General features: G+C 40.9%; 21 protein-coding genes and 1 other RNA gene. 2 read left to right on the top strand and 20 right to left on the bottom strand.

Translation table 11 applies throughout. From position 1 onward, the window contains the following. Positions 1 to 49 precede the first annotated feature (49 nt). The 7 genes from AJGP001_RS10135 to AJGP001_RS10165 all read right to left on the bottom strand — a co-directional run bounded on the left by AJGP001_RS10135 (position 50) and on the right by AJGP001_RS10165 (position 8076). Positions 50 to 1957 (bottom strand): ATP-dependent DNA helicase, encoded by a 1908-nt coding sequence (locus AJGP001_RS10135; protein WP_058385077.1) that lies wholly within the window; start codon positions 1955 to 1957, stop codon positions 50 to 52. 53 nt (positions 1958 to 2010) lie between these two features. Continuing rightward, a complete protein-coding gene (locus tag AJGP001_RS10140; RefSeq protein ID WP_071154471.1) occupies positions 2011 to 3144 on the bottom strand; it encodes a THUMP domain-containing class I SAM-dependent RNA methyltransferase in 1134 nt (377 codons plus the stop codon). A gap of 260 nt (positions 3145 to 3404) precedes the next feature. Further along, positions 3405 to 3784: RNase P RNA component class B (gene rnpB, locus AJGP001_RS10145), an RNA gene on the bottom strand. 48 nt (positions 3785 to 3832) lie between these two features. Further along, on the bottom strand, positions 3833 to 4126 hold the full coding sequence (gene gpsB, locus AJGP001_RS10150; RefSeq protein ID WP_058385075.1) for a cell division regulator GpsB: 294 nt from the start codon (positions 4124 to 4126) through the stop codon (positions 3833 to 3835). Positions 4127 to 4190: 64 nt separating this feature from the next. Further along, positions 4191 to 5438: a ribonuclease H-like domain-containing protein gene (locus AJGP001_RS10155; protein WP_071154472.1), complete on the bottom strand. Its 1248-nt coding sequence runs from the start codon at positions 5436 to 5438 to the stop codon at positions 4191 to 4193. Positions 5439 to 5444: 6 nt separating this feature from the next. Further along, complete coding sequence (locus AJGP001_RS10160) at positions 5445 to 7715, bottom strand: DEAD/DEAH box helicase (protein WP_078080508.1); 2271 nt, start codon at positions 7713 to 7715, stop codon at positions 5445 to 5447. Next, the gene (locus tag AJGP001_RS10165) at positions 7708 to 8076 is read right to left on the bottom strand and encodes a YppE family protein (RefSeq protein ID WP_058385072.1); all 369 of its coding nucleotides are present in this window, start codon (positions 8074 to 8076) and stop codon (positions 7708 to 7710) included. The genes AJGP001_RS10160 and AJGP001_RS10165 overlap by 8 nt, the downstream gene beginning before the upstream one ends. 324 nt (positions 8077 to 8400) lie before the next feature. On the opposite strand from AJGP001_RS10165, the gene recU reads away from it, so the two are divergent. Next, positions 8401 to 9012, top strand: a complete 612-nt coding sequence (gene recU / locus AJGP001_RS10170) for a Holliday junction resolvase RecU (protein WP_078080509.1) — start codon at positions 8401 to 8403, stop codon at positions 9010 to 9012. Positions 9013 to 9046: 34 nt separating this feature from the next. After that, a complete protein-coding gene (locus AJGP001_RS10175; RefSeq protein ID WP_071154473.1) occupies positions 9047 to 11722 on the top strand; it encodes a penicillin-binding protein 1A in 2676 nt (891 codons plus the stop codon). Between the two features lie 36 nt (positions 11723 to 11758). On the opposite strand, the gene AJGP001_RS10180 is transcribed toward AJGP001_RS10175, so the two are convergent. From AJGP001_RS10180 to bshA, 13 genes are all read right to left on the bottom strand, one after another. Next, positions 11759 to 12097 carry a YpoC family protein gene (locus AJGP001_RS10180; RefSeq protein ID WP_071154474.1) on the bottom strand — a complete coding sequence of 113 codons (339 nt, stop codon included), beginning with the start codon at positions 12095 to 12097 and terminating at the stop codon, positions 11759 to 11761. Further along, the gene (gene nth / locus AJGP001_RS10185) at positions 12072 to 12752 is read right to left on the bottom strand and encodes an endonuclease III (RefSeq protein ID WP_071154475.1); all 681 of its coding nucleotides are present in this window, start codon (positions 12750 to 12752) and stop codon (positions 12072 to 12074) included. Before nth ends, AJGP001_RS10180 begins: the two co-directional genes overlap by 26 nt. Before the next feature lie 12 nt (positions 12753 to 12764). Next, positions 12765 to 13466: a DnaD domain-containing protein gene (locus tag AJGP001_RS10190; protein WP_071154476.1), complete on the bottom strand. Its 702-nt coding sequence runs from the start codon at positions 13464 to 13466 to the stop codon at positions 12765 to 12767. A 29-nt stretch (positions 13467 to 13495) separates the two neighbouring features. Then, positions 13496 to 14791, bottom strand: coding sequence for an asparagine--tRNA ligase (gene asnS / locus AJGP001_RS10195; protein ID WP_058385066.1), 1296 nt, complete (start codon positions 14789 to 14791; stop codon positions 13496 to 13498). A gap of 31 nt (positions 14792 to 14822) precedes the next feature. Then, positions 14823 to 16022: a pyridoxal phosphate-dependent aminotransferase gene (locus AJGP001_RS10200; protein ID WP_269465416.1), complete on the bottom strand. Its 1200-nt coding sequence runs from the start codon at positions 16020 to 16022 to the stop codon at positions 14823 to 14825. A 5-nt stretch (positions 16023 to 16027) separates the two neighbouring features. Beyond that, positions 16028 to 16504: a cell wall elongation regulator TseB-like domain-containing protein gene (locus AJGP001_RS10205; protein ID WP_078080510.1), complete on the bottom strand. Its 477-nt coding sequence runs from the start codon at positions 16502 to 16504 to the stop codon at positions 16028 to 16030. An 8-nt stretch (positions 16505 to 16512) separates the two neighbouring features. Continuing rightward, positions 16513 to 16683 carry a YpmA family protein gene (locus AJGP001_RS10210; RefSeq protein ID WP_071154477.1) on the bottom strand — a complete coding sequence of 57 codons (171 nt, stop codon included), beginning with the start codon at positions 16681 to 16683 and terminating at the stop codon, positions 16513 to 16515. Between the two features lie 24 nt (positions 16684 to 16707). Then, positions 16708 to 19467, bottom strand: coding sequence for an ATP-dependent DNA helicase DinG (gene dinG / locus AJGP001_RS10215; RefSeq protein WP_078080511.1), 2760 nt, complete (start codon positions 19465 to 19467; stop codon positions 16708 to 16710). A 143-nt stretch (positions 19468 to 19610) separates the two neighbouring features. Continuing rightward, on the bottom strand, positions 19611 to 19994 hold the full coding sequence (gene panD, locus AJGP001_RS10220; RefSeq protein WP_071154478.1) for an aspartate 1-decarboxylase: 384 nt from the start codon (positions 19992 to 19994) through the stop codon (positions 19611 to 19613). Between the two features lie 3 nt (positions 19995 to 19997). Beyond that, the gene (gene panC / locus AJGP001_RS10225; protein ID WP_071154479.1) at positions 19998 to 20834 is read right to left on the bottom strand and encodes a pantoate--beta-alanine ligase; all 837 of its coding nucleotides are present in this window, start codon (positions 20832 to 20834) and stop codon (positions 19998 to 20000) included. Positions 20835 to 21115: 281 nt separating this feature from the next. Then, positions 21116 to 22117 carry a biotin--[acetyl-CoA-carboxylase] ligase gene (locus tag AJGP001_RS10230; protein WP_078080512.1) on the bottom strand — a complete coding sequence of 334 codons (1002 nt, stop codon included), beginning with the start codon at positions 22115 to 22117 and terminating at the stop codon, positions 21116 to 21118. Further along, positions 22095 to 23228, bottom strand: coding sequence for a CCA tRNA nucleotidyltransferase (locus AJGP001_RS10235; protein ID WP_058385060.1), 1134 nt, complete (start codon positions 23226 to 23228; stop codon positions 22095 to 22097). Before AJGP001_RS10235 ends, AJGP001_RS10230 begins: the two co-directional genes overlap by 23 nt. Next, positions 23225 to 24367, bottom strand: coding sequence for an N-acetyl-alpha-D-glucosaminyl L-malate synthase BshA (gene bshA / locus AJGP001_RS10240; RefSeq protein ID WP_078080513.1), 1143 nt, complete (start codon positions 24365 to 24367; stop codon positions 23225 to 23227). Before bshA ends, AJGP001_RS10235 begins: the two co-directional genes overlap by 4 nt. Positions 24368 to 24377 lie beyond the last annotated feature (10 nt).

Genomic DNA, 24377 nt, shown 5'->3' on the forward strand with positions numbered 1-24377 from the left:
ATCCCTCCAATGGTTGTTGGAATAAGTGTATCATAAGAAAACTGCTAACTTAAAAGTTTTGAGCCGGAACTGGCAAAATTGTTTCCCATAAATGTTCGACACGCAGTTCATCTTCGTTTAACAGTAAATGAATTTCGCCATGATCTTTAGATGTTCGGATCAAACGACCAATGCCTTGTTGAAGACGAAGCTGCATGAAAGGTAAATCAATTTCTTCTAACGGATTGTGGCTGAATTTGCGTTTCGCATCAAAAACAGGGTCTTTTGGTGGGAACGGCAAATCGACCATAATCACTTTCGTTAATGCTTCACCCGGTAGGTCGAGTCCTTCCCAGAGATGATAGGAACACAACACTTGGAATTTGCCATCTTGGAATTCTTTAACGACCGTCGACAGTTCACGGTCGCCTTCAAACTCGATTGTATAGTGATGATCTAAAGGCAGAGATTTTTTAAAATTGTCCATATCGAATTTCGATGTAAACAATACCAATGTTTGGTCTCCCGTACTAAATAAATCATAGACACGCTCAAACTTCTGTTGCTGCTCTAGCGGATGTTTAAAAATTTTCATAACATCCTCGTAATCAAATGGAGACGATACTGAAAACGATTGGAATTTGTCGATACCGAGACTATCTGACAGATAAGTAAAATCTTTTTGAATCGATAATGTAGCGGAAGAAAAAACAATTGGGGTTTTTCCATCAAACAATTTTTCGTCCAAAATATCAGTAACAAGACGTGGCATAATAATTAATGTCTCGATCTCGTCTTTTATTTCTAACCACGTTACAGCATCGCCTTCTTCTACAAACAAACGCATCGAGAACGTATATTGCTCAAAATACTCTTCTGCTAAGCGCAGTTCATATTCAGGAATTGTAAACAATTCTCCTTCAAAAACAAATTCCTCCATCATTAAATCGATGTGGCGAACGAGCATGTTTCCAACTTTGACTAGTTCTGGATCTTTGGTAATCGCTTTGCGGTCTTCGTCACTTTTAACTGTGTGAATGCGCAGCAAACGGAAAAATTCATTGTGAAGATCGATTGTTTGCTCGATCATATTCAATGTTTTTTCACGCATGCCATCTGAAAGAATGCTTTCTGTCACATCTTGCAATGTGCTTTCTTGCACTTCGTATGTCAACGCACGTTGTGCCGAAAACTCGAGTAAATGACCTTCATCTAAAACAATTTGAGAGAATTCAGGAAGCAGTGGCGTTTGCCCTTCTCGTTTACGTGCTTCTTTTGTCCAAATATGCTCCATTAAGAAATCATGTGAACAAATGACCAAATCTGTTGCCTGCCGGTAATGATTGCGGTGGATAGTCTGCCCGCATTTATTGCGCATATCGCACGCATTACAGTTTTGAACCGGGTGGTAATTTACTTGCTGCCATTCTTCATCCGTCACTTCTGGATAACTTGAGCGTTCTCCGTACGGATAGGTATTTTGCATGGAAAACGTCTTATTAACAAATTCTGGCAAACTGTCTTCGATGTCATAAAGAAAATCAGCATCGCTACGCTTTTTTGCACCTTCTAAACGCTGCAAACATAAATACTGATCACGTGATTTTGCTAACCGGACATCGAGATTTAAGTCAAACAGATCATTTAAACGATCAACGTCTCCGCCTTTTTTCACCAATTGCTCGATTAACGTCTCATCTGCACATGAAATAAGTGCAGGTTTGCCCGTATAACGTGCGTAGGCGATGGCTGGCAATAAATAAGCCATCGTTTTACCTGTACCAACTCCTGCTTCTGCAAACAGCACTGATTTTTCTTTTAATGCTTGTTCAATTTGGAAAGACATAAAAACTTGCTCATCGCGCAAATCGTAACCTTTTTCAGGCAGTATGTCATAAAATATATCGCCAATCCAGTCATTGAGTGATTCAAAGAACGTTTTATCCTTAGTTAAAGGGAATGGTAGTGGTTGTCTCATAAACTCTCCTCACAGAGAAACGGAAGAGCCGATGCCCTTCCGTTTCGTCTCATTTATTTTTTAGAACGTTCTCCCCAAAATTGGAAAAGATCCGTACGGATAAATCCATTAAATAATTTACGTTTTTTCGTTGCAGGTTGTCCGTAAAGTGTTTCAAAACGCCCCATCGATGACAGCATATAAACAGACCAAGTTGTGTGTTTTGCAAAGACACGTCCCATGTCTGCAATCATTTCTTCAATAATTTCAATTTCACCAATACGCTCTCCGTATGGTGGATTCCCTACAACAACGCCATTTTCTTCTGTTGCAACAAAGTCTTTGACCTGTCGCTGTTCAAAGTGAATTAAGTCTGCAAATCCAGCTTCGCGAGCATTTTCTTCTGCAATTGTCAGCATGCGGTGATCGATATCTGTCCCTGTAATGTTCAAGGGTTGATCATAATTTGCCAACTCTTCTGCTTCTGCACGGACTTCATCCCAAATTTCTTGTCCAATCCATGGCCATTCTTCGCTATCAAAGTCACGGTTGTAACCAGGCGCTAGATTTTGACCAATCATCGCTGCTTCAATAGCAATGGTACCTGAACCACAAAATGGATCTACGAAAGGACGATCAGGCGTCCATCTTGACAATTTCACAAGTGCTGCAGCCAATGTTTCTTTTAGAGGCGCTTCACCTTGATCTAAACGATAGCCGCGTTTATGCAAACCAGCTCCGCTCGTATCAATCGATAATTGAACTTTATCTTTTAAAATCGATACTTCAATTTTAAAACGAGGCCCTGTTTCATCTAAAAATGAATTGTGATGATAAGCTTTTTTCAAGCGCTCAACAATTGCTTTTTTAACGATTGACTGACAGTTTGGCACACTGTGCAAAGTAGATTTTACTGATTTCCCTTGAACTGGAAATTCAGCATCGAGTGGCAGAAATTTCTCCCACTCGATTTCTTTTGTGCGTTCAAACAACTCATCAAACGTGTAAGCATTAAATTCACCGGCAATAATTTTCACGCGGTCAGCCGTACGCAACCATAAATTGGTTTTAGCGATATCTCGCTCATTTCCTTCAAAAAATACTTTGCCGTTCTCGGTTTCTGTTTCATAGCCTAATTCTTTTACTTCGTTAGCTACGATAGACTCAAGGCCCATTGCAGCTGTTGCGAGCAATTTAAATGTTGTCATAATGACTCCCTCTCCAGTTGTTCACTATTTCAGTGTTTGTTTTGTTTACCATTAAAACGTTATCGATTTATAAGGTGTTTGTAAAATCTTAAATTGTACTATGATCTTTTATCGTACCAGTTAATAATAAGCGCCTTTCGATAGGCATCAAATTAAACAGCAGAAAATCTATAAATTTCTACTAAGCATTCATCTCATAATATGAAGAAAGGCTCCCCTGACAGGAGAGCCTTTAATAAGCATTTTAAGACCATGTGAAATTCTATAAGCCATGTTTTGTTTCCACGTACTCAAGCGGTTTGCACCTCGTACTAGTGGACAGCAACCATCTATCTGCAAACTTACGTCTGCCTCTTCATCAGTTCATTTCCTTCAGAAAAGTGCCCCTACCATAATTTGGGTTTCTCGCTCACGGGGTTTACCTCGTTCCACCTGTATAATTTCTTATACAGCTCCGTCACTGTGGCACCTTCAGGGTATTTAGGCCGTATCCGAAGACTTAGGCGTTCTACCCGCCGTCAGCTATTGCTAGCTGCCTCAGCTTATTGTTTCACTGAGCGCGATCACTACGGTCATCTCAGAACCGTGCGAGCATGGACTTTCCTCTCCAGCGAAAACGCCAGAGCGATTGCCAGAATTTCAAATGGCTTACTAAGTATACGCTACTCATCACAATAAAACAATTGTTTTAGTTATTGTCTAATTTGTTGCCAAATACATGATTTTCTAGATGAGACAAGCGTCGTAGAATATCAAAATTTGTAGTACCTGGTGCCGGTGTCGCCTGTTTTCTTGGAGTATTTTCCAATTCCGTCCGTAAACGTTTGTTTTCATTTTGAAGTTGTTCGATTCGTTTTGAGAAAGCTTCATAGTCCTGAATGACTTCATCCAAGAAATGATCGACTTCGTCTTGATTGTAGCCACGCATAGCTGTTTTAAAATCTTTTTCTAGTATGTCCTTAGACGTAAATTTATTTTCCATTTTAATCGCCCTTCCATAAAAAACTACCTTATGCTAAGTATAGCATAAGGTAGTTTTTTCGTGCTCAGTCTTCTTCATTTTTTGGATTCTTTTTTCTCTTTTTCTCTTCTAAACGTGACTGTCTTTTGACAATATCCATAACGAGTGATTGTCGCACATGCGTATGTTCACTTGCCTGTTTTGCAAATCCTGCCATGATAATGGCCTGCTCTAAATCGCGTAATTGATGTTCATACAGTTTTGCCGTATGAATCCACGCTTCTACTTCGATACTGCCACGCAAATGAGGTGCTGCTTCTTTAAAAAGTTGGACCGCCTCTTCGTACTGACCCGCTCGTTTTTTCTGTATTGCTAGAAGATAACGGGCTAAAGCTGAAGATGCCCCTCTTTCAGCGGTGACATGTTCGAGATATGCGGCACTTTGATCAAATTGCTTTAAGTCTGCATACCATTTACCAATATTTGTATAAGCACCACTTGTTTCCGATTCCAAATCTTCCATTAATAAGTTAGAAGACACAACATATAACGACACCAGCGATAAAATATCCAATTCATTATGATAAAGAACTTTTGCTAAACCGTCCGGAAATCCACTTTTGACGGCATCCAAGTAAATAGCCGGAATTAAATAGCCAGGCACATCGCCTTGTCGAGTAAAGCCCAGTTTTTCTTCTTCAATCGTGCTCAGCTTCATGCGGGCCAATTCATTTTTCCAGATTCGTTTTGTACCGTGAAACAAATCAATTTGACGTGGCACCGGCAACTTCGGCAAAATTTGTCTGTGCATGGTCCAACGAGACGTCAGTTGCGGCCAATCAAAGCTTTTGCCGTTATAGGAAAAGATAATCGGATCGTCCGTTTTCCACAACCCTGTTTCATAGAGAAACGCCGCTTCGTGGGAAGGATCTGGCATAATGTATTGCATCATTTCAAAATGATCATTGCGCTTAACTAACAAACCAATTAAAAAAATATAAGCACCGGTCCCACTAAGGCCTGTCGTTTCTGTGTCAAAAAAGACAAGCGGATCCTGTTTGCTCAACTTAAAAGGGTGATCAAAATCTGTATTCTCCCATGCCTTTAAGACGAGCTCAAGTTCATTCAAAATTACTGAACCATGCTTGGTGTCAAACGGATAAATAATCTTCTTACGAAAGACAAATCCAAATTTGTTTTCTACAAGTTCTAGTCCAATTCCATTCCACTTATCTTCATTGAGCGGCCGTTCTGCTGCTTTATCCGTCTGTTTTTTTACAGGCTTCTTTTTTAGCATGCCTTTCATTTGGAGAAGTTTGTTTTCAAACGACATTTGTCTTCACCTCTCTTTGCGAAGCTCATTCAACAGTCGAATCACATGGCCTTTCATACTGACGGCTGCATCTTGTGCACCGATGCACGATGGACATCCGTCAAGACATGGACATTCTGAGACATGTTGCTGGGCTTTATCAAGCAACGGCTGCCACAGATCGTAAATTCGTTCACTGATCCCAATACCACCCGGATAAGAATCGTGTATAAAAAAAGACGGTCTATCGTTATGTGGTGACTTTACTTGGGGCACAACATGGACATCGCGGCGGTCGCATTGAACGAATATAGGAATAAATGACTCGATCGCATAGGCTGCTCCGGTCATTGTGTCTGATAACTCTGCTTCTGTAAAGTCTTCCGGTTTCGCAAAACTCAACCACGTTGACGACGTGTGAAGTTCTTCTGGCGGCAAGGAAATTGGTCCAGAACCAATGTTATCATGCGAATCAAAACGGATCTTCTTAAAAATCGTTGGCATTGCAAGTACCGCAATATCACCATAAAACACTTCTGAACCATTCATTTCCTTGTCTTTATCTTCACTCATCACTTTTAACTCTACTGCTAAATTGGCATCTGTGAAATAATCGACGTCGACTTCTCTGACATAGGCTTTCTTTTCTTCCCAGTCTAAAATTTCTACTTGAAATTGAGTACCTTGATGCAGATAAATGGCTTCTTCGTGCAATAATGTCATCGCACTAAAACGGTCCATTTCTCCAATTACACGTGTATCTGCAGGAATAGACTGATCGATGATGACGACATTTTCCTGTGAAGCAGAGCGCAGCGATATATCGTGCGCTGGGAAACGATCACTCATCCAGTGCCAACGATTTGATGTACGGACGAGTACACCTTCTTCCTGCAAATATTCGAGCAGCTCTTGAACTTCAAATTCTCCGTACTGGTCGTCGATTCGAAATGGCAATTCAAAAGAAGCGCATTTTAAATGATCCATTAAGATAATCATATTTTCTGGATGGATACGCGCTTCTTCTGGTGACTGATCGAGTAAATATTCTGGATGATTAATGATGTATTGATCAAGTGCAGTCGACTGTGCGACATAAATAACGAGCGACTCATCTTGACGACGTCCCGCTCGTCCCGCTTGTTGCCACGCACTAGCAATATTGCCCGGATAGCCTGTCATGATACACGCTTGCAACTGACCAATATCCACGCCAAGTTCCAATGCATTAGTAGACACGACACATTGAATGGACCCATCACGCAATCCTTTTTCAATCGCCCGCCGCTCTGTCGGCAAATAGCCCCCCCGGTAACCTTTGATTGAATCATCTTGCAGTTTCATTTTGGTCACGGCTTGTAAATAAGTAACCAGCATCTCTACACGTACACGACTTTTCGCAAAGACAATGGTTTGAATGCCATTTTTGATCAAATGAGTAGCAAGATCTCGTACTTCTAGTATGGCACTTCTGCGGACACCAAAAGTTGGGTGGATAATCGGCGGGTTATAAAAAACAATATGTTTTTTTCCAGAAGGTGCACCGTTTTGGTCAATCAGCTCATGTGAACTGTTCGTCAAATTTTCCGCTAGCTCTTTTGGGTTGGCAATTGTAGCAGATGTACAAATAAAAACCGGATTGCTGCCATAAAACTCACAGATCCGTTTTAGCCTCCGAATGACATGCGCTACATGTGTCCCAAAAATGCCTTTATACGTGTGCAGTTCATCAATCACTATATAATGAAGATTTTCAAAAAGTGATACCCATTTTGTGTGATGCGGCAAAATAGCGGAATGCAGCATGTCTGGGTTCGTCATCACGATTTGCCCAGCTTTTCGGACCTTTGTTCGAATCGCTGGTGAAGTGTCTCCATCGTACGTATAGGATAAAATCGCCTCTTCTGTTTTCTCAATTAAATCATGCAAATCGCTTTTCTGATCCTGCGCTAATGCTTTTGTCGGAAACAAGTACAACGCTCGCGCACCCGGATCATTTAAAATTTTATGCAGCACCGGCAAATGATAACAATAAGACTTACCTGAAGCTGTCGGGGTAACAGCCGTAAACGACTTGCCTGCCGTCGCCAAATCGAATGCTTGTCGCTGATGCGTATACAATTGCTCAATTCCTTTCTTCCGAAGAGCTGCTTTCAAGCTAGCGTGCATCTCCGGTGGAAAGTCGGCATATCGAGCCGGTTTTTCTTGTCTCGTATGCCAATGGACAATACGTTCCATCATGTCCGGTTGTGTTTTCCACTCTTCCATTAAGACAGGTAGCGTTTTTCGCTTAATCATGTTTAGTGCTCTTTTCGTCAATGGCTAATATAAAAGTCTGCAGCGTATACTGTGCGGCTTGAATGGTTTGGATAAAGCGTTTCTTACTTGTTTCTTTATAAAAGCTTTGAACGAAAAACTGTGTCATGCCTTCTGCCGCTGTATCAATTTGAGGCTTATGAACATATTTTGGCCGCTCCTGCTGAATATACAGCAACGATTCTTTTTGCCACTCATTTATTTTTCCGTGCCAGAAATCGGCATAGGGTTTAACGTCTTCGTAAAAATCAGGAACCGCATCCATCTCACGCATTTCATAAAAGCGGTCTAGGCATTTTCCACATTCATCAAATAATGTAGAAGAGAGTTCTCTAACTGTCATTTTGCAATCCCTCCATTGCCATTAGTTTATCATATTCACTGAAACGACACGACTTTTATCGAACAGACATTCTTTCCTGTTGAATCCAGTCAAAAAATCTGGTATTGATAGAATAGAATAAGTTAGCCACTTGTTTTCACTTGTTGCTTTTTTGCGAATCCATTTCTGGGATTTTCACTTTGGCGTCATTCGCTTAATCCTATTCTTCGCGTCTCTATACTGCTTCACATAACCTGAAGTGGTAGATTTCGACTTGGTGAAACCTTTCATCATATCAGTCGTCTAAACGCTTGTGATATGATAGAGTAAGCGAGGTGTATCACAATGGCAATCAATTACCCGAACGGAAAAAAATTTGTTCCGTCAAAAAATTCAGCTACTAAAGAAACCGGGACCCCCAAAAAGAAAAAAGATTTTTCCTTTAGTAACCGTGGTAAAACATTAGAAGATGAATTAAATGAAACCAATGATTATTATCTTCAGCTGGGGTTAGCGGTCATCCATAAAAAACCAGTGCCGCTTCAGATTGTCAAAGTAGAATATCCATCCAGAAGTGCCGCTGTTATTCGAGAAGCTTATTTCCAAGCTCCGTCTACGACAGATTACAATGGCGTTTGGAATGGACGATATATTGACTTTGAAGCTAAAGAAACCGAAAACAAAACTTCTTTCCCGTTGAAGAATATTCATGATCATCAAATTCATCACATGTCTCAAGTCGTTAAACAAGCTGGAACTGCATTTATGATCATCCGATTTTCTTCTTGGCAACGATATTTTATTATGCCTTTTAAAGAACTTGAATTTTTTTGGAATCGGATGATCACAGGTGGAAGAAAATCGGTTACTTTGCAGGAAATAGAAGAAACTTCATTTGAAATAATACCTGGAGCATTTCCACGCATTAATTATTTGCCTCTTCTAAAAAAATTTTAACTAGTACTACTTATATGAAAGTGAGGAACCGATTTTGAGTGATAAACAAATTTCGCGTGAAGAACGCCGAAAAGCAATCGAACGCCAAAAAAAGACCAATAACAAAAAGAAAAAGAAATCTCCCGCAATAACATGGATCAAGCGTATTCTACTGGCGATCGTTGTCATAGGATTAGCAGGACTTGTGTTCGGCGCCTCTCTCTTTGCGTTCTACGCAAGCAGCGCACCTGAACTTGATGAAGAATTATTGCGTGATCCTATTAGCCCGACATTCTATGCAGCCGATGGCGAAACAGAAATCCCTTATATTACTGCTGAAAACCGTGAATATGTCAATTATGAAGATATTCCAAAAACGATGGAAGCTGCTATTTTAGCAACTGAAGACAATCGCTTCTATAAACATTCGGGAATTGATGTCATTCGACTGGGTGGTGCAGTCATTGCCAACATTACTGGAGGCTTCGGCTCACAGGGAGCTAGTACCATCACTCAACAAGTTATTAAAAACTCTTTTTTAACGAATGACAAAACCTTGAAACGAAAAGCACAAGAAGCATATCTTGCTTATAAACTAGAGCAAGAATATGAAAAAGAAGAGATATTTGAGATGTATTTCAACAAAATTCTGATGTCTGGTAATATTTACGGTTTTGGCACAGCTGCTGAAACGTTTTACGGCAAACCCCTTAACGAGTTAACACTTGCTGAATCTGCGTTACTTGCAGGAATGCCGCAAAGTCCGAATGGTTACAACCCATTCACAAATCCTGAACGTGCTGAAGAACGACGGAATATCGTTTTAAGCCTAATGGAACAACACGGGAAAATTACCACAGAAGAAAAAGAACAAGCTCAAACGGCAGTTCTGGCAGACTCATTGGTCCCTGAAGATCAACGCCAGCCTCAAACGGCAAACACTGAATATACGGCCTTTATGGAAATGGTCGAGGATGAACTCGAAGCATTAGAAGGCGATTATTCACTTGGTGATGGATTGACAATTTACACTACTTTAGAACCTTACGTTCAAACTAAAGTAAACGAAACAATGGCATCTGATTTGTTTTTCGATGATAAAGTTCAATCTGCTATGACGGTCGTAGATACCAAAACAGGTGGTATCAGCGCGGTCGGCGCAGCACGTGAATACTCAGGCGATGTGCGACATAATTTCGCGATTGCGAAAGACCGTCAAGTCGGATCTACTATTAAACCAGTATTGGATTACGGTCCTGCTATCGAATACTTGGACTGGTCTACTGGCCAAACAATTGTAGATGAACCTTCTTCTTATGAAGATGGTCAAGAAATTCGCAATGTTGATGGTCAATTTCTTGGAACTATGACTATCCGCGAAGCACTTTACCGTTCGCGTAATATCCCTGCTATTAAAACGCTACAAGAAGTCGGAACAGAAGATGCTGGAAAATTCATGAAAAATGTAGGACTTGAAATGGATAATATTTTTGAGTCTTCTGCACTGGGTTCAGCTGAATTTTCAACAGTAGAAATGGCAGGAGCGTTTGCTGCCTTTGGTAATGATGGTTCTTTTATTAAGCCTCATACGATTAAGAAAATTGTATTCCGTGACGGCTCAACCGAACAAGTCGTTGCACCCGAACCGGTACAAGCCATGAAAGACAGTACTGCATACATGGTAACGGATATGCTTAGAGATGTTGTCGATTTGAATGTGCCGGGCTCTACCGGTAAAGAAGTGGCGATTAACGGTCTGGACATGGCCGGTAAAACTGGAACAACTAACTATTCTGCTAAAGAACTTGGAGAGTACGGTTTAGACTCTAGTTCGGCACCAGATGTTTGGTTTGCAGGCTATACGACAGACTACTCCATTTCTGTTTGGAGCGGCTATCCTTCAAAGAAAACACCTATCGATACCGCATCAAATGAACGACTATTATCTCAACGTTTATTCAAAAATGTAATGTCACAAATTTCATCACCTGAAACAGCTCGTTTTGAACAGCCGGATTCGGTTACAGAACAAGTCGTTGAAATAGGCTCGGATCCATTAAAATTGGCCAGTGCTTTTACACCGTATAACTTAAGAAGTTCTGAACTGTTTGCACGTGGTACGGAACCAAATTCAGTATCACAACGCTATGTCGTGGAAGATTTAGATACCCCCACTCGATTACGCGCTAAAGTCAAAGATCAATCAGCTGAACTGTCTTGGAATTACGGAGATGACGATGTATCATTTGAAGTGTCCGTTGAAGTTGATGGCTCTCGCTCAGTTCTTAGCACCTCATCAAGCCAGTCTTATACATTTAATGGCCTTGAAGAAGGGAAAAGCTATACCTTTAGCGTTGTAGCCGTTAACAGCACGCAACGAAGCGATCCTGCATCGACTGTAGTTGAAGTTGCTGCTGCACCTGAAGAACCTGAAGAAGAGCCAGTCGAAGAACCGGTTGAAGAAGAGCCAGTTGAGGAAGAGCCAGTTGAGGAAGAACCGGTTGAAGAAGAACCGGTCGAAGAAGAACCAGTCGAGGAAGAACCCGCTGAAGAAGAACCAGTCGAGGAAGAGGAACCAGCCGTTGAAGAAGATCCAATTGATGTTCCAGAAGATCCGACTGAAGAAGAAGAAAGCGAAAAACCGGCTGCCAATAATAGTGAAAACAACAATGCTACTAATGGCAATGACAATAATAAAGACGAAGATAAAGATAAAGACGACTCCAACTAAAACAACCCACCTCAAATGCATTTGAGGTGGGTTGTTTTAGTCGTTCAAGCGTTTTAGTTCAATCCGTTTTCTTGCCAATATCTTCTTCAGTTCAGTAAACAGTTCATCCAATTGACGATAAGCCGCATACGTTCCAGAAGACGTCTTAATAAAGGTCAGGCGTTCCGAACCGTTTAACGGCTCAAACCCATCATCCTGTAAGGCATCGCGACAGTGAGACAGTAGACGCTGATACAATTCAAGACCTTCTTGGATGGTGACCTTAGTCTGCTTACTGCGCTGCTCATGCAAATTGGCCAGTTCCGTCGTGATTCGAAGCCATTCCAAAAAATACGGTTCCAGCTGCTCTTTAGTTAATTTCTGTGACGATTTCACGTTTAACAAGTCCTTTTTTTTGGCGTTTTTGGCCTTCACGGCAACGGTCAAAAAGTGGACAAATAGGACATCCTGGATTTTGTGATTTGCAGTGATACCGACCAAAGAAAATAATTTGATGATGTGTTTTAGACCAATGGTCTGCAGGTGTTTTTTTCATAATGGTTTCTTCTACCTGAAGCGGATTGTCTTTCCAACGGTTTAATCCCAGACGTTTGGCAACCCGTTCAACGTGCGTATCTACTGCTAAAGCTGGAATACCAAACGCTACAGAAACAACGACGTTTGCTGTTTTCCGTCCGACTCCTGGAAGTGTCATCAGCAGGTCTCGATCAGCCGGTACAATGCTATCATAATCGGCGATCAAAATTTCACTAAGTGCTTGTATATTTTTAGCTTTATTACGAAACAATCCAATTGAACGAATATCTTGTTGCAGTTCCTCCAAAGAAACCGAAACATAATCTTTTGGTACGTGGTATTTCTGAAATAAAGTAGCAGTCACACGGTTTACTAGCTTGTCTGTACATTGTGCAGATAACAGTGTCGCAATCAATAAATCAAAAGGATTGCGGTGCACCAATTCACAATGTGCCTCTGGAAACATAAGGTCCATTTCTTCTAGACAGGCTAGCCATTTTTTTTTTGACATCATCTACTTCACCTTCTAACTGCGGTCTTCCAGCCAATTGTAAAACTGAACTTTTTTCACAACGTTTTCTGTCGGCTGAATCCGGATATTTTTCTCTCTGAAAGAACTTGCGTGCTTCGTAACTTGAGAAGAAGTTTTGATGTTTTTCTTTTTCCACTCGAACAAAATACGGTCGACATAACGCAAACTGATTTTTTGTGAAATAACCGCTTCTTTTAGCGCCATACGGATTACGTCAGGTGTATGACCATCATGATCCATCCACATAGAGATGGTTTCAATTTCCATCGGCGATAAGAAACGACCAAATTCTTGCTCAAACAGTTGGAAAATTTCTCCTTCTAGCTCTTTTTGCGTATTTTCTTTGATTTCATGCTGTTCTTTATAGACACAGTCTAATAACCGATCCCATAAAGGTTGCAACGAAATGACTTCTGTTAACACATCGCTTTCCGTCGTTTGTTGAATGGCTAAATAGCCTTGTTGCATCAATTTTTGTAGCATCGTCGTTACACTTTTTTGAGAAGTCATCATGCGCGCACCGATTTCGTCTGGTGTTGGAAATGGGTTTCCAAGTTGCTGAAATGCTTGTATATGCATAAGCAACATAGCTTCTTCGTCTGTAATCTTCAGTTCTTTATAAAACTGAAAAAAAAGCTGGGAAATGGTAACATTCCCCTGCTCAATCCACGTTTGTAGTCGATTAGGTTGTTTCATATCCCAACCACCTTTCTGTTTATTCGATTTTATGGGTATAACCGGTTTAGAAGACGAGGGAACGGAATAGATTCTCTAATGTGTTCAACGCCGCTAATCCAAGCTACTGTTCGTTCAAGACCTAAGCCAAATCCAGAATGCGGAACCGCTCCGTATTTGCTTAAATCCAAATACCAAGCATAAGCTTCTTCATCTAAATTATGCTCTTTAATCCGTTGCTTCATTAGCTCGTAGTCATGGATTCGTTCTGATCCTCCAATAATTTCTCCGTAGCCTTCTGGCGCAATCATATCTGCACATAACACTACATCGTCACGTTCTGGATGCGGCTGCATATAGAATGGCTTAATGCCGATTGGGTAATGCGTGATAAATATTGGCATATCATAGCTTTCTGCTAACGCCGTTTCATGTGGCGCTCCAAAATCTTCGCCCCATTTGATGTCATCAAAGCCATTATCATTTAGCCATTTAATCGCATCGTCGTAAGAAACGCGCGGGAATGGTGCTTTTATTTTTTCAAGTTTCGATACGTCTCTTTCAAGACGCTCCAATTCCAATTTGCAGTTGGTCAATACCGCTTGTACGATATGAGAAACATATTGCTCTTGTACTTCAAGGCTCTCTGCATGCTCTATAAATGCCATCTCCGGTTCGATCATCCAAAACTCGATTAAGTGACGACGCGTCTTCGATTTTTCTGCCCGGAAAGTTGGTCCAAACGAGAATACTTTTCCAAGTGCCATCGCTGCTGCTTCCATATACAACTGGCCAGACTGCGATAAATACGCATCTTCGTCAAAATATTTAGTAGCAAATAATTCAGACGTTCCTTCTGGAGATGAGCCAGTCAAAATTGGGGGATCTACTTTGACAAAGCCATTGTCATTAAAAAATTCATAGGTCGCACGAATAATTTCGTTGCGGATTTTCATAATTGCGTGCTGTCTACGTGAACGCAACCACAAATGACGGTTATCCATTAAAAATTCTGTACCATGTTCTTTTGGTGTAATTGGGAAATCTTTCGCTTCATGGATAACTTCAACGTCTGTAACAGCTAGCTCATAACCAAAGGCAGAGCGCGTATCTTCTTTTACTTCACCAGTAACATAAACAGACGTTTCTTGCGTCAACGCTTTCGCTGTAGCGAATAGCTCATCGCCTACTTCAGCTTTTACAACCACGCCTTGTACGAATCCTGATCCGTCACGCAACTGTAAAAATGCAATTTTACCACTTGAACGTTTGTTAGCGATCCAAGCTCCTAATTTAACTGTTTGTCCGTTATATTTAGCCATTTCGGCAATCGTAATTTTTTTCATCCAGCAATAGCCTCCAAAGAATAATGTTGTCTTAGTCTTTCCATTTTGATGTTACGAATTGATGAATCCGCTCTACCGCTTCTGTCAAAGTTTCGAGTGACGTGGCGTAGGACAAGCGAATCGTTGCATGCGCGCCAAATCCAGATCCTGGAATAACCGCCACATTCGCTTCTGTCAATAACGCCGTTACAAAATCATCAACTGACGAATAGCCCGTTTTTTTAGCCGCTTCTGAAACGTCTGGCAACAGATAAAAAGCACCTTGAGGTCGCAATACTGTAAACCCTGGAATCGCCTGTAATTTCGGATAAATCGCATTTAAACGCCCTTCAAAAGCCTGGCGCATTTCCTCTACTGCATCTTGTGGTCCATTATAAGCTTCAATGGCCGCATATTGCGAAGTTGTTACTGGGTTTGATGTAGAATGACTCGCCAAATCTGTCATTGCTTTGATCAATTTAGCGTCTCCCGCTGCATAACCGATTCGCCATCCCGTCATCGAATGCGATTTCGATACGCCGTTGATTACTACGGTGCGATTTTTTGCATCTTCTGAAAGAGTCGCGATAGATGTGTGAACGATATCTCCGTAAACTAATTTTTCATAGATTTCATCTGAAACGATTAAAATATCAAATTCGCGGCAAACTTCCGCTAACGCTGTTAATTCTTCTTTGGAATAAATCATTCCTGTCGGATTGCTTGGTGTATTAAGTATGATCGCCTTTGTCCGTTCTGTGATCGCTTCTCGTAACTGCTGTGGTGAAATTTTGTATTCCTGACTAGCTGTCGCCTCTATGTACACCGGAACGCCCTGTGCCAACTTGACTTGCTCAGGATAGCTAACCCAATACGGAATCGGAATAATCACTTCATCGCCTTTGTTCAGCAGAACTTGAAACAATGTATAAAGCACGTGCTTTGCACCAATGCCAACCATCACTTCTTTTTGACAGTAGCTCAACCCTTGATCTCTTTGCAATTTATGGATGATGGCTTCTTTAAGCGCCGGAAGTCCGCCTGCTGGCGTGTATTTTGTTTTTCCAGCTAGCATAGACTGATAAGCAGCTTCAAGAATATTTGCGGGTGTATTGTAATCCGGTTCGCCGGCGCCAAGTCCAATGACATCGACTCCTTGTGCTTTTAATTCATTTGCTTTTGCAGTAATTGCCAAAGTTGTTGAAGGTGTTAACGTTTGTACACGATTCGCTAAGTTGATCAATTTTTTCAGCCCTTTCACAAATTCAATATGCGTTTCCACCAAGTCCCATCACTTGCTGACAAATAGACATAGTTTAAACTTTCTTTTTCATCTAAAAAAGCAACTTCCCATACCGGTCCATCTTTTTCCATTCCTAACTTAGTATGCAATATTTTTTTGACAGCCATTTCATCCATAACAATTTCACGTGCTTGTTGAGCAGTAATTTCGTCTTTAAGAAGAGCTGCCTGCATTTTACCTCCGTCTTTTGGAACAAATACAGCGGTTAATTCACCCTTACTGTTTGTGCCAAGTACGGTGACGGATGCTTCAGTATTCGTATAGACGTAAGCACGCTCCACATCTTCAATCAATTGCTCGCTTTTTGCGCGATCAATGGCTAGTTGCTCTGTTTCTGAATACGGCTTATTGCCAAGAAATAAAACAAGAATGATGATGGCAACTGCCAAAAAAGAAAGAAAACCGATTATGAATGTAATCCATTGTCTCATGTAATCACCTATGTTTTATATATTGTAAAAATTGCTTTGTCATTATTTTCTTTGTCGAGCGCTAGTCCGAACATTAAGTTCCTGTCTTTTAACGTTCGGTTCAAGGCGTCTACCACTTTATATAAATCTGCTTGATACGTAAGTTCCACTGTGGAGATTACTTCAATTTTTGATTCCATGTTTGCGCCCATCCTTTCATTATATCATTGCTTATTATACCAAGCTTCAATATCGGTTACCATCTTTTCTAAAGACACTTTGGATACTTTGACTTTTGGCAATGCACTTATAAATTCACGACCATAGGATTTCGTCTCAATTCTTCGGTCGAGCACAATAAACAAACCTTTGTCATTTTTTGAACGAATCAATCTACCGAAGCCCTGTCGTAAACGAAGTACCGCCTCCGGCAAAGCATATTGTAAAAATGGATTGATGCCTTCACGCGTGATAATCGCAGAACGCGCTTTGAAAATCGGCTCATCTGGAGACGTAAATGGCAAACGGACTACCACTACCGCGCGAAGTGCATCTCCCGGCACGTCGACACCTTCCCAAAAACTATTCGTCCCAAACAGCACAGACTTCTGGAAACGCTGGAAAGATTTCAATAGTTTCATCCGACTACCTGAAGAAATTCCTTGCGCAAATAACATGTAATCATCGAGTAAGCCGGTGTCTTGAATTAAATCCACTGTTTTGCGGAGCATATCCTGTGACGTAAACAAGACAAAACAGCGACCTTCTGTCACAATTACGGTTTGAATAACAGCATCTGCAACCGATTCGATGTACTCGTGCTGAGAAACATGCTGGATATCGGGCATATCTTCCACAATATAAACATGTGCGCCTTGATAAAAATCTTTTGGAGGTTCGAATTTTAGGATTGGCACATGCTGAGGTATGCCAATTTGATTGACGATAAAGCGTTCATTTGCCGGAACAGTCATCGTTCCAGATAACCAAATAACAGCTTTGCCTTCACGCGCAGGAGCCACTACTTTGTCGACTAAGGAAGCTACAGCAAATGGTCTCTTGTACAAGGACAAACTAGTCGGCAAACTTCTCAAATCCCCTTCAATCCAACTGACTTCTTCAATGACTGGAAAAACAAAAATTTCACTAAACTCCACTGCTTTAACCATCATTTCTTCAGTCCAATAGCGCCAGTCTGCTATCGTCAGTTGATCTTTCATGGTTTTTTCAGACAACCGTTCCGCTTTTTGTAAAATAAGCTGCGACAAATCGATCCATTCGTTTAAATAATACAACATTTCTGTGAAGCGACTGTCTGAAAGCGACAGTTCACTCAATAATGCAGAATTCTTTTTGTGTCGACTGTGGGCAAATCTAGCAGTAAATTCAGCAGCTATCAAGCCTGAAACCTCATCGAAAAGGGCTGTGAATCTTAAAAACAGTGACTCGAGTTTCAACATTTCTGGAACTGTTGAAAATCCAGTCCGCTCTGCGGTTTCAAAAAGGGCTGACGCTAATTGTTTGTCGTCGAAACTGCCAATTTGACCAAAAATATATTTCCACTGCGTGTACACAAACGTTTTCTCGTGCTGCGACACTGCCGCTTGGACCACTTGATGCGCTTCATCCCAAATATAAGCACCTACATTAGTCAAAATTGTTTTTTTACTCAAATGCTGATTCAATAAAAATGCATGATTTGTGACAATGATGTGTGCGTGTCTCGCCTGATTTAACGCAAACTCGTAGAAATCTGCTTTTCTTTCTTGCTTTGACAATTTGCGTATATGTGAACGACGAATTTTATCAACGACAAATTGGCCGCCACTGGAGGCGTTAATTTCATTTAAGTCACCTGTTTTTGTGGCTGTCAACCAGACTAGTACTTGCATAATCGTAAACGTTTCATCGTAAGATTCGTCATCACTTTGTAGCAATTCAACAAATCTGGTCAAGTCGATATAATGAGATAATCCTTTAATTAAAGAAATACGCACCGGCGAACCAATAAAGGCTTCGATCATTCGACCTTCTTTTAACACCAACTGATCTTGTAAATGTGTCGTATACGTGCTAATTAAAACTTGCTTACCGGTATCGAGTGCATAATTGACAGCTGGTAACAGGTACGCAATTGTTTTGCCCATACCGGTTGATGCTTCAATCACAACTTCTTTTTTTTCATTTAACGCATTTTCAATCGTCGCCATCATGTCATATTGGCTTGGTCGCTTTTCAAAATTCGGAAAGACCGTTTCAAGACCTTCACGCCAATCGCGTGGGATGGGGCTGTCGATCCTATCTTTCTCAAATATTTTTCTGGCTTTTAATGGTACTCCTTGGAACCGATCAAAATCATCTGATTGAGCGCTTCTTTTTTTCTGTGTCAGCTCAAAGAATAGCCTCGACAAATCGGACTTTAACTGGAAAGAACGTTTGTGAAGAAATGCCAACGTGTCATAAGGCAACGATTCCAAGTCATTTTTTGCACGTAAAAACAATAAAGCCGTTGCCATCGCATCATCGTCTGCACGATGAGCACTCTCGAGTGGAATGCCAAGTTCAGAAGTAATGTCCTGCAACTTAAAGCTAAAAGCTGTCGGGTACATAAGTCTGACTAGTTCGACTGTATCCATCGTCAATCCTTGCCATTTTGACAATCCACTACGTTTTAGCTCGGCTTGCAAAAAGGGTAAATCAAAATTGGTATTGTGTGCGACAAAAATAGCATCTTGCATTTTTTCATAGATGGTTTCTGCATAATGCTCAAACGTCTTGGCATCTGCTACATCTTCCTCTGTAATATTTGTTAAATCCTGTATAAATAACGGAATTGTGCGCCTAGGATTAATAAATGTTGTATATGTATCGGTAATTTCACCGTTTTCAATCGTTACCATTGCCAGTTGGATGATCCGGTCACCTTTTGCAGGGGAATGGCCCGTTGTTTCAATATCGACAACGACATACTTTTGCGTGTTCATCTTAGCCCCTCTTTCTTAGGTGATTGCCTAAAAAAATTGTAACATATCCTACCGTTTTCCGCTTTCAAGATGAAAATTCAATCTTCTTCGCTACACTCTCAGGCAAAAGAAAAACAGCCCCGAATTTTTTCGGAGGCTGTTTTTTACATGACTGTCGCTTCAGGTTCATAGTGAATGATTTCTCTGATTTGATTGTTGGCATCCATAATAGCAACAGTCGGTTTATGATCACGAGCATTGTCGTTCATCACATATGCATACGACAAGATAATCACGATATCTCCTCGTTGCACAAGACGCGCTGCTGCTCCGTTGACGCAGATCACACCACTACCGCGCTCTCCTGCAATGATATAAGTTTCAAATCGTGCACCGTTATTGTTGTTGACAATATGCACTTTTTCATTGGCTAACATGCCAACAGCATCCAGCAAATCTTGATCGATGGTAATACTACCAACATAGTTTAAATCAGCTTCTGTCACCGTCGCACGGTGAATTTTTGAATTGAGCATCATTCTAAGCATGGGTCAGTTCTCCTTTGGATTAAAAATAATGTTATCAATTAAACGCGCCTTTTCAAACTGTACCGCTAAAGCTAGAATGGCATCCTGCTGAATAGTAGTCGTTAATGTTGGGTAATCAAGTAATTCGATGTAATCGATTTTTCCAGATGTATGTTCAGTTAAGTAGGCAGTCATAGATTCGATTGGATCCTGTCCCTTTAGAAATGTGGCCTTGCCCATTTCCAATGCTTTTCTCAAGTGAGGCGCTTCGTTCCGCTCCGCATCACTCAAGTAAACATTACGAGAGCTTTTCGCGAGGCCATCTTTTTCGCGAACCGTCTCTCCACGTCTTATGGCCATTGGAAAATTAAAATCTGTCACAAACGATTCAATAATCGCTAATTGTTGGGCATCTTTTTGACCAAAATAAGCCAAGTCAGCTTCTGTTAAATGAAATAACTTGGTAACTACTTTTAAAACCCCATCAAAATGCCCAGGTCTTTTCGCACCGCAAAGCACATCAGCTTGAGCGCCTGCAAATAGTTGAATTTGGCTTTCGCGCGGATACATTTCGTCAACTCTTGGCGCAAAAATCACGTCAGTACCGGCTCTTTTAGCAAGCTCTTGATCTCGTTTTAAGTCTCTTGGGTAGCGATCAAAATCTTCGTTCGGTCCAAATTGAGCGGGATTCACAAAAATACTCATGACCACTTTGTCGTTTTCCGCTTTTGCTTTTTCGACTAGCGAAAGATGACCTTCATGCAAAAAACCCATTGTTGGCACAAGACCAATTGTTTTGCCAGCTTTTTTGGTATCACGAACCCATTCTTTTAGTTCGATTACCGTTTGTAAAATCAACATTTTTTCTCTCCTCTCGGGAAGAAAACCATATAAAAAGCCCTTCTGCTGAAAAAAAGACAGAAGGACAGTAAATGTACGCTTGGTTTCCTCCGTCCCTGTCATGAATCTGATCAAGGCAGAACATATTTATAAAGAATTTTGGGTGTCTTGCGATTGTTCGGTGCAGTTCAAGAGTGATACTGCCCGTTGAAAATACTATACCAGAATTTTTTAAAAAAGCATATTGTATGCTTAGCGATTAAATTATTTAAAGAGACTAGTGAAAAACCGATGTATCTCTATTATGGCGTCTTCCTAGATTTGTTAGTCATTTCAATATCAGCTGAATAAATACCATGAAGTTTACCGTCAGCGGTCCGTAATTGCAAGACGCCGTCATCGGTAATGCCTTCTGCGATGCCTTCAAGTGTCTGATTGGTCATTCGAGCTCGTACCGGCTGACCAATTGTCGTCGAATAGCTCTCCCATAAGATCTTCAGCATAGCGAAACCTTCTTCGATATACATTTGCGTATAGAGCTCCATGTAAAACAGCAAAGACTGAACTAATTTTTGACGATTTACCGCTTCTCCACTTTCCATTTTCAGTGAAGTCGCGATATCTTGTACCCCGGCATCAAAATCGTCTTTTTCTTGATTGATGTTTAAACCGATACCAATAATCAAAGCTTGAATCCCATCTGCGTCCGACTGTAATTCAGTCAGAATGCCGGTACATTTTTTGCCATTCAGTAAAATATCATTTGGCCATTTAATTTGCGGTTGCAGCCCTGTCACTTCTTCGATTGCCCTAACGACTGCTACGGCAGTTACGAGCGTAAATTGAGGTGCTTTTTGCGGTGCCACATCAGGACGCAAAATAATACTCATCCAAGCACCCTTGTTAGCCGCAGAGTCCCATTTCCGAGCCAATCTACCACGTCCAGCTGTTTGCGTTTCTGTAAGTACTACTGTGCCATCAGGGGCACCTTCTTGCGCGAGTTGATGCGCGATGATTTGAGTTGATGCGCAACTTTCGACATATTCTATTTCTCGACCAATGCTCTTTGTTTTCAAGCCCGTTTGTATGCCGAGTGGTTCTAATGTATCTGGCAACATCACAATCCGATAGCCTTTTTTCTTGACAGATTCAATGCCGTACCCTTTTTCTTCAAGTTCTTTTATGTGCTTCCAAATTGCCGTTCTCGAAATACCCAATTCATCTGCTAAATGTTGACCTGATACAGCTTCACCATTCGACTCAATCAATCGTTTTGCTATCTTAAGCGTGACGGTGATATTCATTTTTAAACCAGTCCTTTATGAGTTCTTTGTCATTCTCCAATTCACCATAGACAATGAGCTTTTCCATTTTTTCAATCCATACTTTTAGCCAAGGACCTGATTTGTCACCGCTCCATTGCATTAAGTCCAGACCGTTTGCTGCGATATCAGACTTCGATTGAATCGGTAATTGTTGCTTAGCAGCTGTTAAGTTTTCTACATTGTCAGTTACCAAAGCGGCCATCTCCAATTGTTCGATTGAATAGTGGTAATACGTCCATTGGTCCCAAGTTTCGAGCTTTGTTAGTTCCAAACTTTTTTCAATGAGTCTCTTTTCTTCGTTGGAGAACCGGTATTCTTTGACAGCTGAAAACTGACGATTTTGCTGATGTAGCAGATAAAACCAACCAAACGTAGACGTACCATTCGATTTATAGGGTATCCAGTCTACTTGAAAAAGTTCGCCTGCTGGCAAAAATTTTGTTAATACCGAATCCCATAAATAAGCCATACTTTTTTGTGTTCTGGGATTGACGAATATTTTATCGATTTCTGACTTTAATCGCTCGACTGCAATTGCTTTGATTAAGCGTGCATGGCGACGAATCGAATGTAAGGTCTTCATATCGATTATGAAATCTAATTGTCCTGTAAAACGAATTGCTCTCAGCATACGTAAGGCATCTTCTTCAAAACGCTCATCCGGATTGCCAACTGCGCGAATGATTTGATTTTGCAGATCCTCTTGTCCGCCAAAAGGATCGATAATCTCCTGATTTTCAGTCATCGCCATCGCATTGATCGTAAAATCGCGACGTCGTAAATCTTCTTTGAGTGATAAAACAAATTCGACTGAATCCGGTCTACGATTATCAGAATAACCGCTTTCTGTTCGAAATGTTGTCACTTCAATACCTTCTCCGTCTAGCAGTACCAATACCGTGCCATGGTCGATGCCTGTATCCACCGTTCGTTTAAACAGCGCCTTCACCTGTTGTGGTAATGCAGAAGATGCCACATCGACATCTTGTGGTGCTTTTCCTAACAACAAATCACGGACAGCTCCACCGACTATATAGCCCTCAAATCCAGCATCTTTTAGCGTGTCGATTACTTTTATGGCCGTATTCATTGTTGCTCAGCCTTCATCATCAACTGTTCATATAAGCCTTCGTACTGTTCTAAAATTTTTGATGAATGAAAATGCTCAGTTACAGTCTCCAAAGCACCTTGTCGCAAATTTTGTAAATGCTCATCGTCACTTAATATACGGATCGCATATTGCGCAGCTTGTTGTGTATCTCCTAGTTCAACAAGGTAGCCATTATTTTCTGGATCAATAATTTCAGGCATCCCGCCGATATTGGAGCCAATTACGGGAACACCGCACGCCATCGCTTCGAGTAGAACTAAGCCAAATGCCTCTTTTTCAGACAACAACAGTTTAATGTCACTAATACTATAAAATTCAGCAAGGCCTTCGCGCTTGCCAAGAAATAATACGTGATCTTCCAACTCCAAATCCCTTACTTGCTGAATAATTCGGCTCATTTCGGGTCCGTCTCCTACTAATAATAGCTTGCAATCCAGTTGTTGACGCACCAAAGAAAACGTCTCTACAACATCTTGAACACGTTTCACTTTACGGAAATTCGAAACGTGAATCATTACTTTTTCATTAGCACCGATGCCTAATTGCTCTTTTAGTTTCGTAGCATCTTGCGGGAAATATTCTCTTTCGTCAACAAAATTATAAACTGTCTCTATTTTTTTATTCGGTTTAATAAGATCATAGGTCTGTTCTTTTAATGAATCTGATACGGCTGTAACAATATCTGATTTTTCAATCCCGTAGCGAATTGCTTCTTTCAATGATGAATCAGAACCTAGTACTGTGATGTCTGTGCCGTGTAAGGTCGTTACAATTCCGATATTTGAGCCCGCCATGTCTCGCCCAAGAATGGCGCAGACGGCGTGTGGAATCGCATAATGAACATGCAAAAGATCTAAGTTTTCATTTTTAATGACTTCAGAAATTTTGGTAGCCAGCGCAATATCATAAGGCGCATATTGAAATACGGAATACGTATTAATATCAACTTGATGATTAAAGATATTTGCATAGGTTTTATTTAGCCGAAAAGGAGTACTGGATGTTATAAAATGAACCTCGTGCCCTTTTTCCGCCAGCATCTTCCCTAATTCTGTAGCAATAACCCCAGACCCTCCGACTGTTGGATAGCAAGTAATGCCGATTTTCATTTTTCGCACAGTTCCCTCT

The sequence above is a fragment of the Planococcus faecalis genome (assembly GCF_002009235.1).
Taxonomy (GTDB): domain Bacteria; phylum Bacillota; class Bacilli; order Bacillales_A; family Planococcaceae; genus Planococcus; species Planococcus kocurii.

Bases quoted from the DNA above. Each gene is read 5' to 3' on its own strand.
- panC (WP_071154479.1), bottom strand. From the start codon at position 20,834: ATGTTGATTTTACAAACGGTAATCGAACTAAAAGAATGGGTTCGTGAT.
- AJGP001_RS10205 (WP_078080510.1), bottom strand. From the start codon at position 16,504: ATGAGACAATGGATTACATTCATAATCGGTTTTCTTTCTTTTTTGGCA.
- AJGP001_RS10165 (WP_058385072.1), bottom strand. From the start codon at position 8,076: ATGACAGTTAGAGAACTCTCTTCTACATTATTTGATGAATGTGGAAAA.
- asnS (WP_058385066.1), bottom strand. From the start codon at position 14,791: ATGAAAAAAATTACGATTGCCGAAATGGCTAAATATAACGGACAAACA.
- nth (WP_071154475.1), bottom strand. From the start codon at position 12,752: ATGATGTCAAAAAAAAAATGGCTAGCCTGTCTAGAAGAAATGGACCTT.
- AJGP001_RS10235 (WP_058385060.1), bottom strand. From the start codon at position 23,228: ATGAATACGGCCATAAAAGTAATCGACACGCTAAAAGATGCTGGATTT.
- AJGP001_RS10160 (WP_078080508.1), bottom strand. From the start codon at position 7,715: ATGATTAAGCGAAAAACGCTACCTGTCTTAATGGAAGAGTGGAAAACA.
- AJGP001_RS10140 (WP_071154471.1), bottom strand. From the start codon at position 3,144: ATGACAACATTTAAATTGCTCGCAACAGCTGCAATGGGCCTTGAGTCT.
- panD (WP_071154478.1), bottom strand. From the start codon at position 19,994: ATGCTTAGAATGATGCTCAATTCAAAAATTCACCGTGCGACGGTGACA.
- recU (WP_078080509.1), top strand. From the start codon at position 8,401: ATGGCAATCAATTACCCGAACGGAAAAAAATTTGTTCCGTCAAAAAAT.
- dinG (WP_078080511.1), bottom strand. From the start codon at position 19,467: ATGAACACGCAAAAGTATGTCGTTGTCGATATTGAAACAACGGGCCAT.
- gpsB (WP_058385075.1), bottom strand. From the start codon at position 4,126: ATGGAAAATAAATTTACGTCTAAGGACATACTAGAAAAAGATTTTAAA.
- AJGP001_RS10210 (WP_071154477.1), bottom strand. From the start codon at position 16,683: ATGGAATCAAAAATTGAAGTAATCTCCACAGTGGAACTTACGTATCAA.
- AJGP001_RS10155 (WP_071154472.1), bottom strand. From the start codon at position 5,438: ATGTCGTTTGAAAACAAACTTCTCCAAATGAAAGGCATGCTAAAAAAG.
- AJGP001_RS10135 (WP_058385077.1), bottom strand. From the start codon at position 1,957: ATGAGACAACCACTACCATTCCCTTTAACTAAGGATAAAACGTTCTTT.
- AJGP001_RS10190 (WP_071154476.1), bottom strand. From the start codon at position 13,466: ATGAAACAACCTAATCGACTACAAACGTGGATTGAGCAGGGGAATGTT.
- AJGP001_RS10230 (WP_078080512.1), bottom strand. From the start codon at position 22,117: ATGAATATCACCGTCACGCTTAAGATAGCAAAACGATTGATTGAGTCG.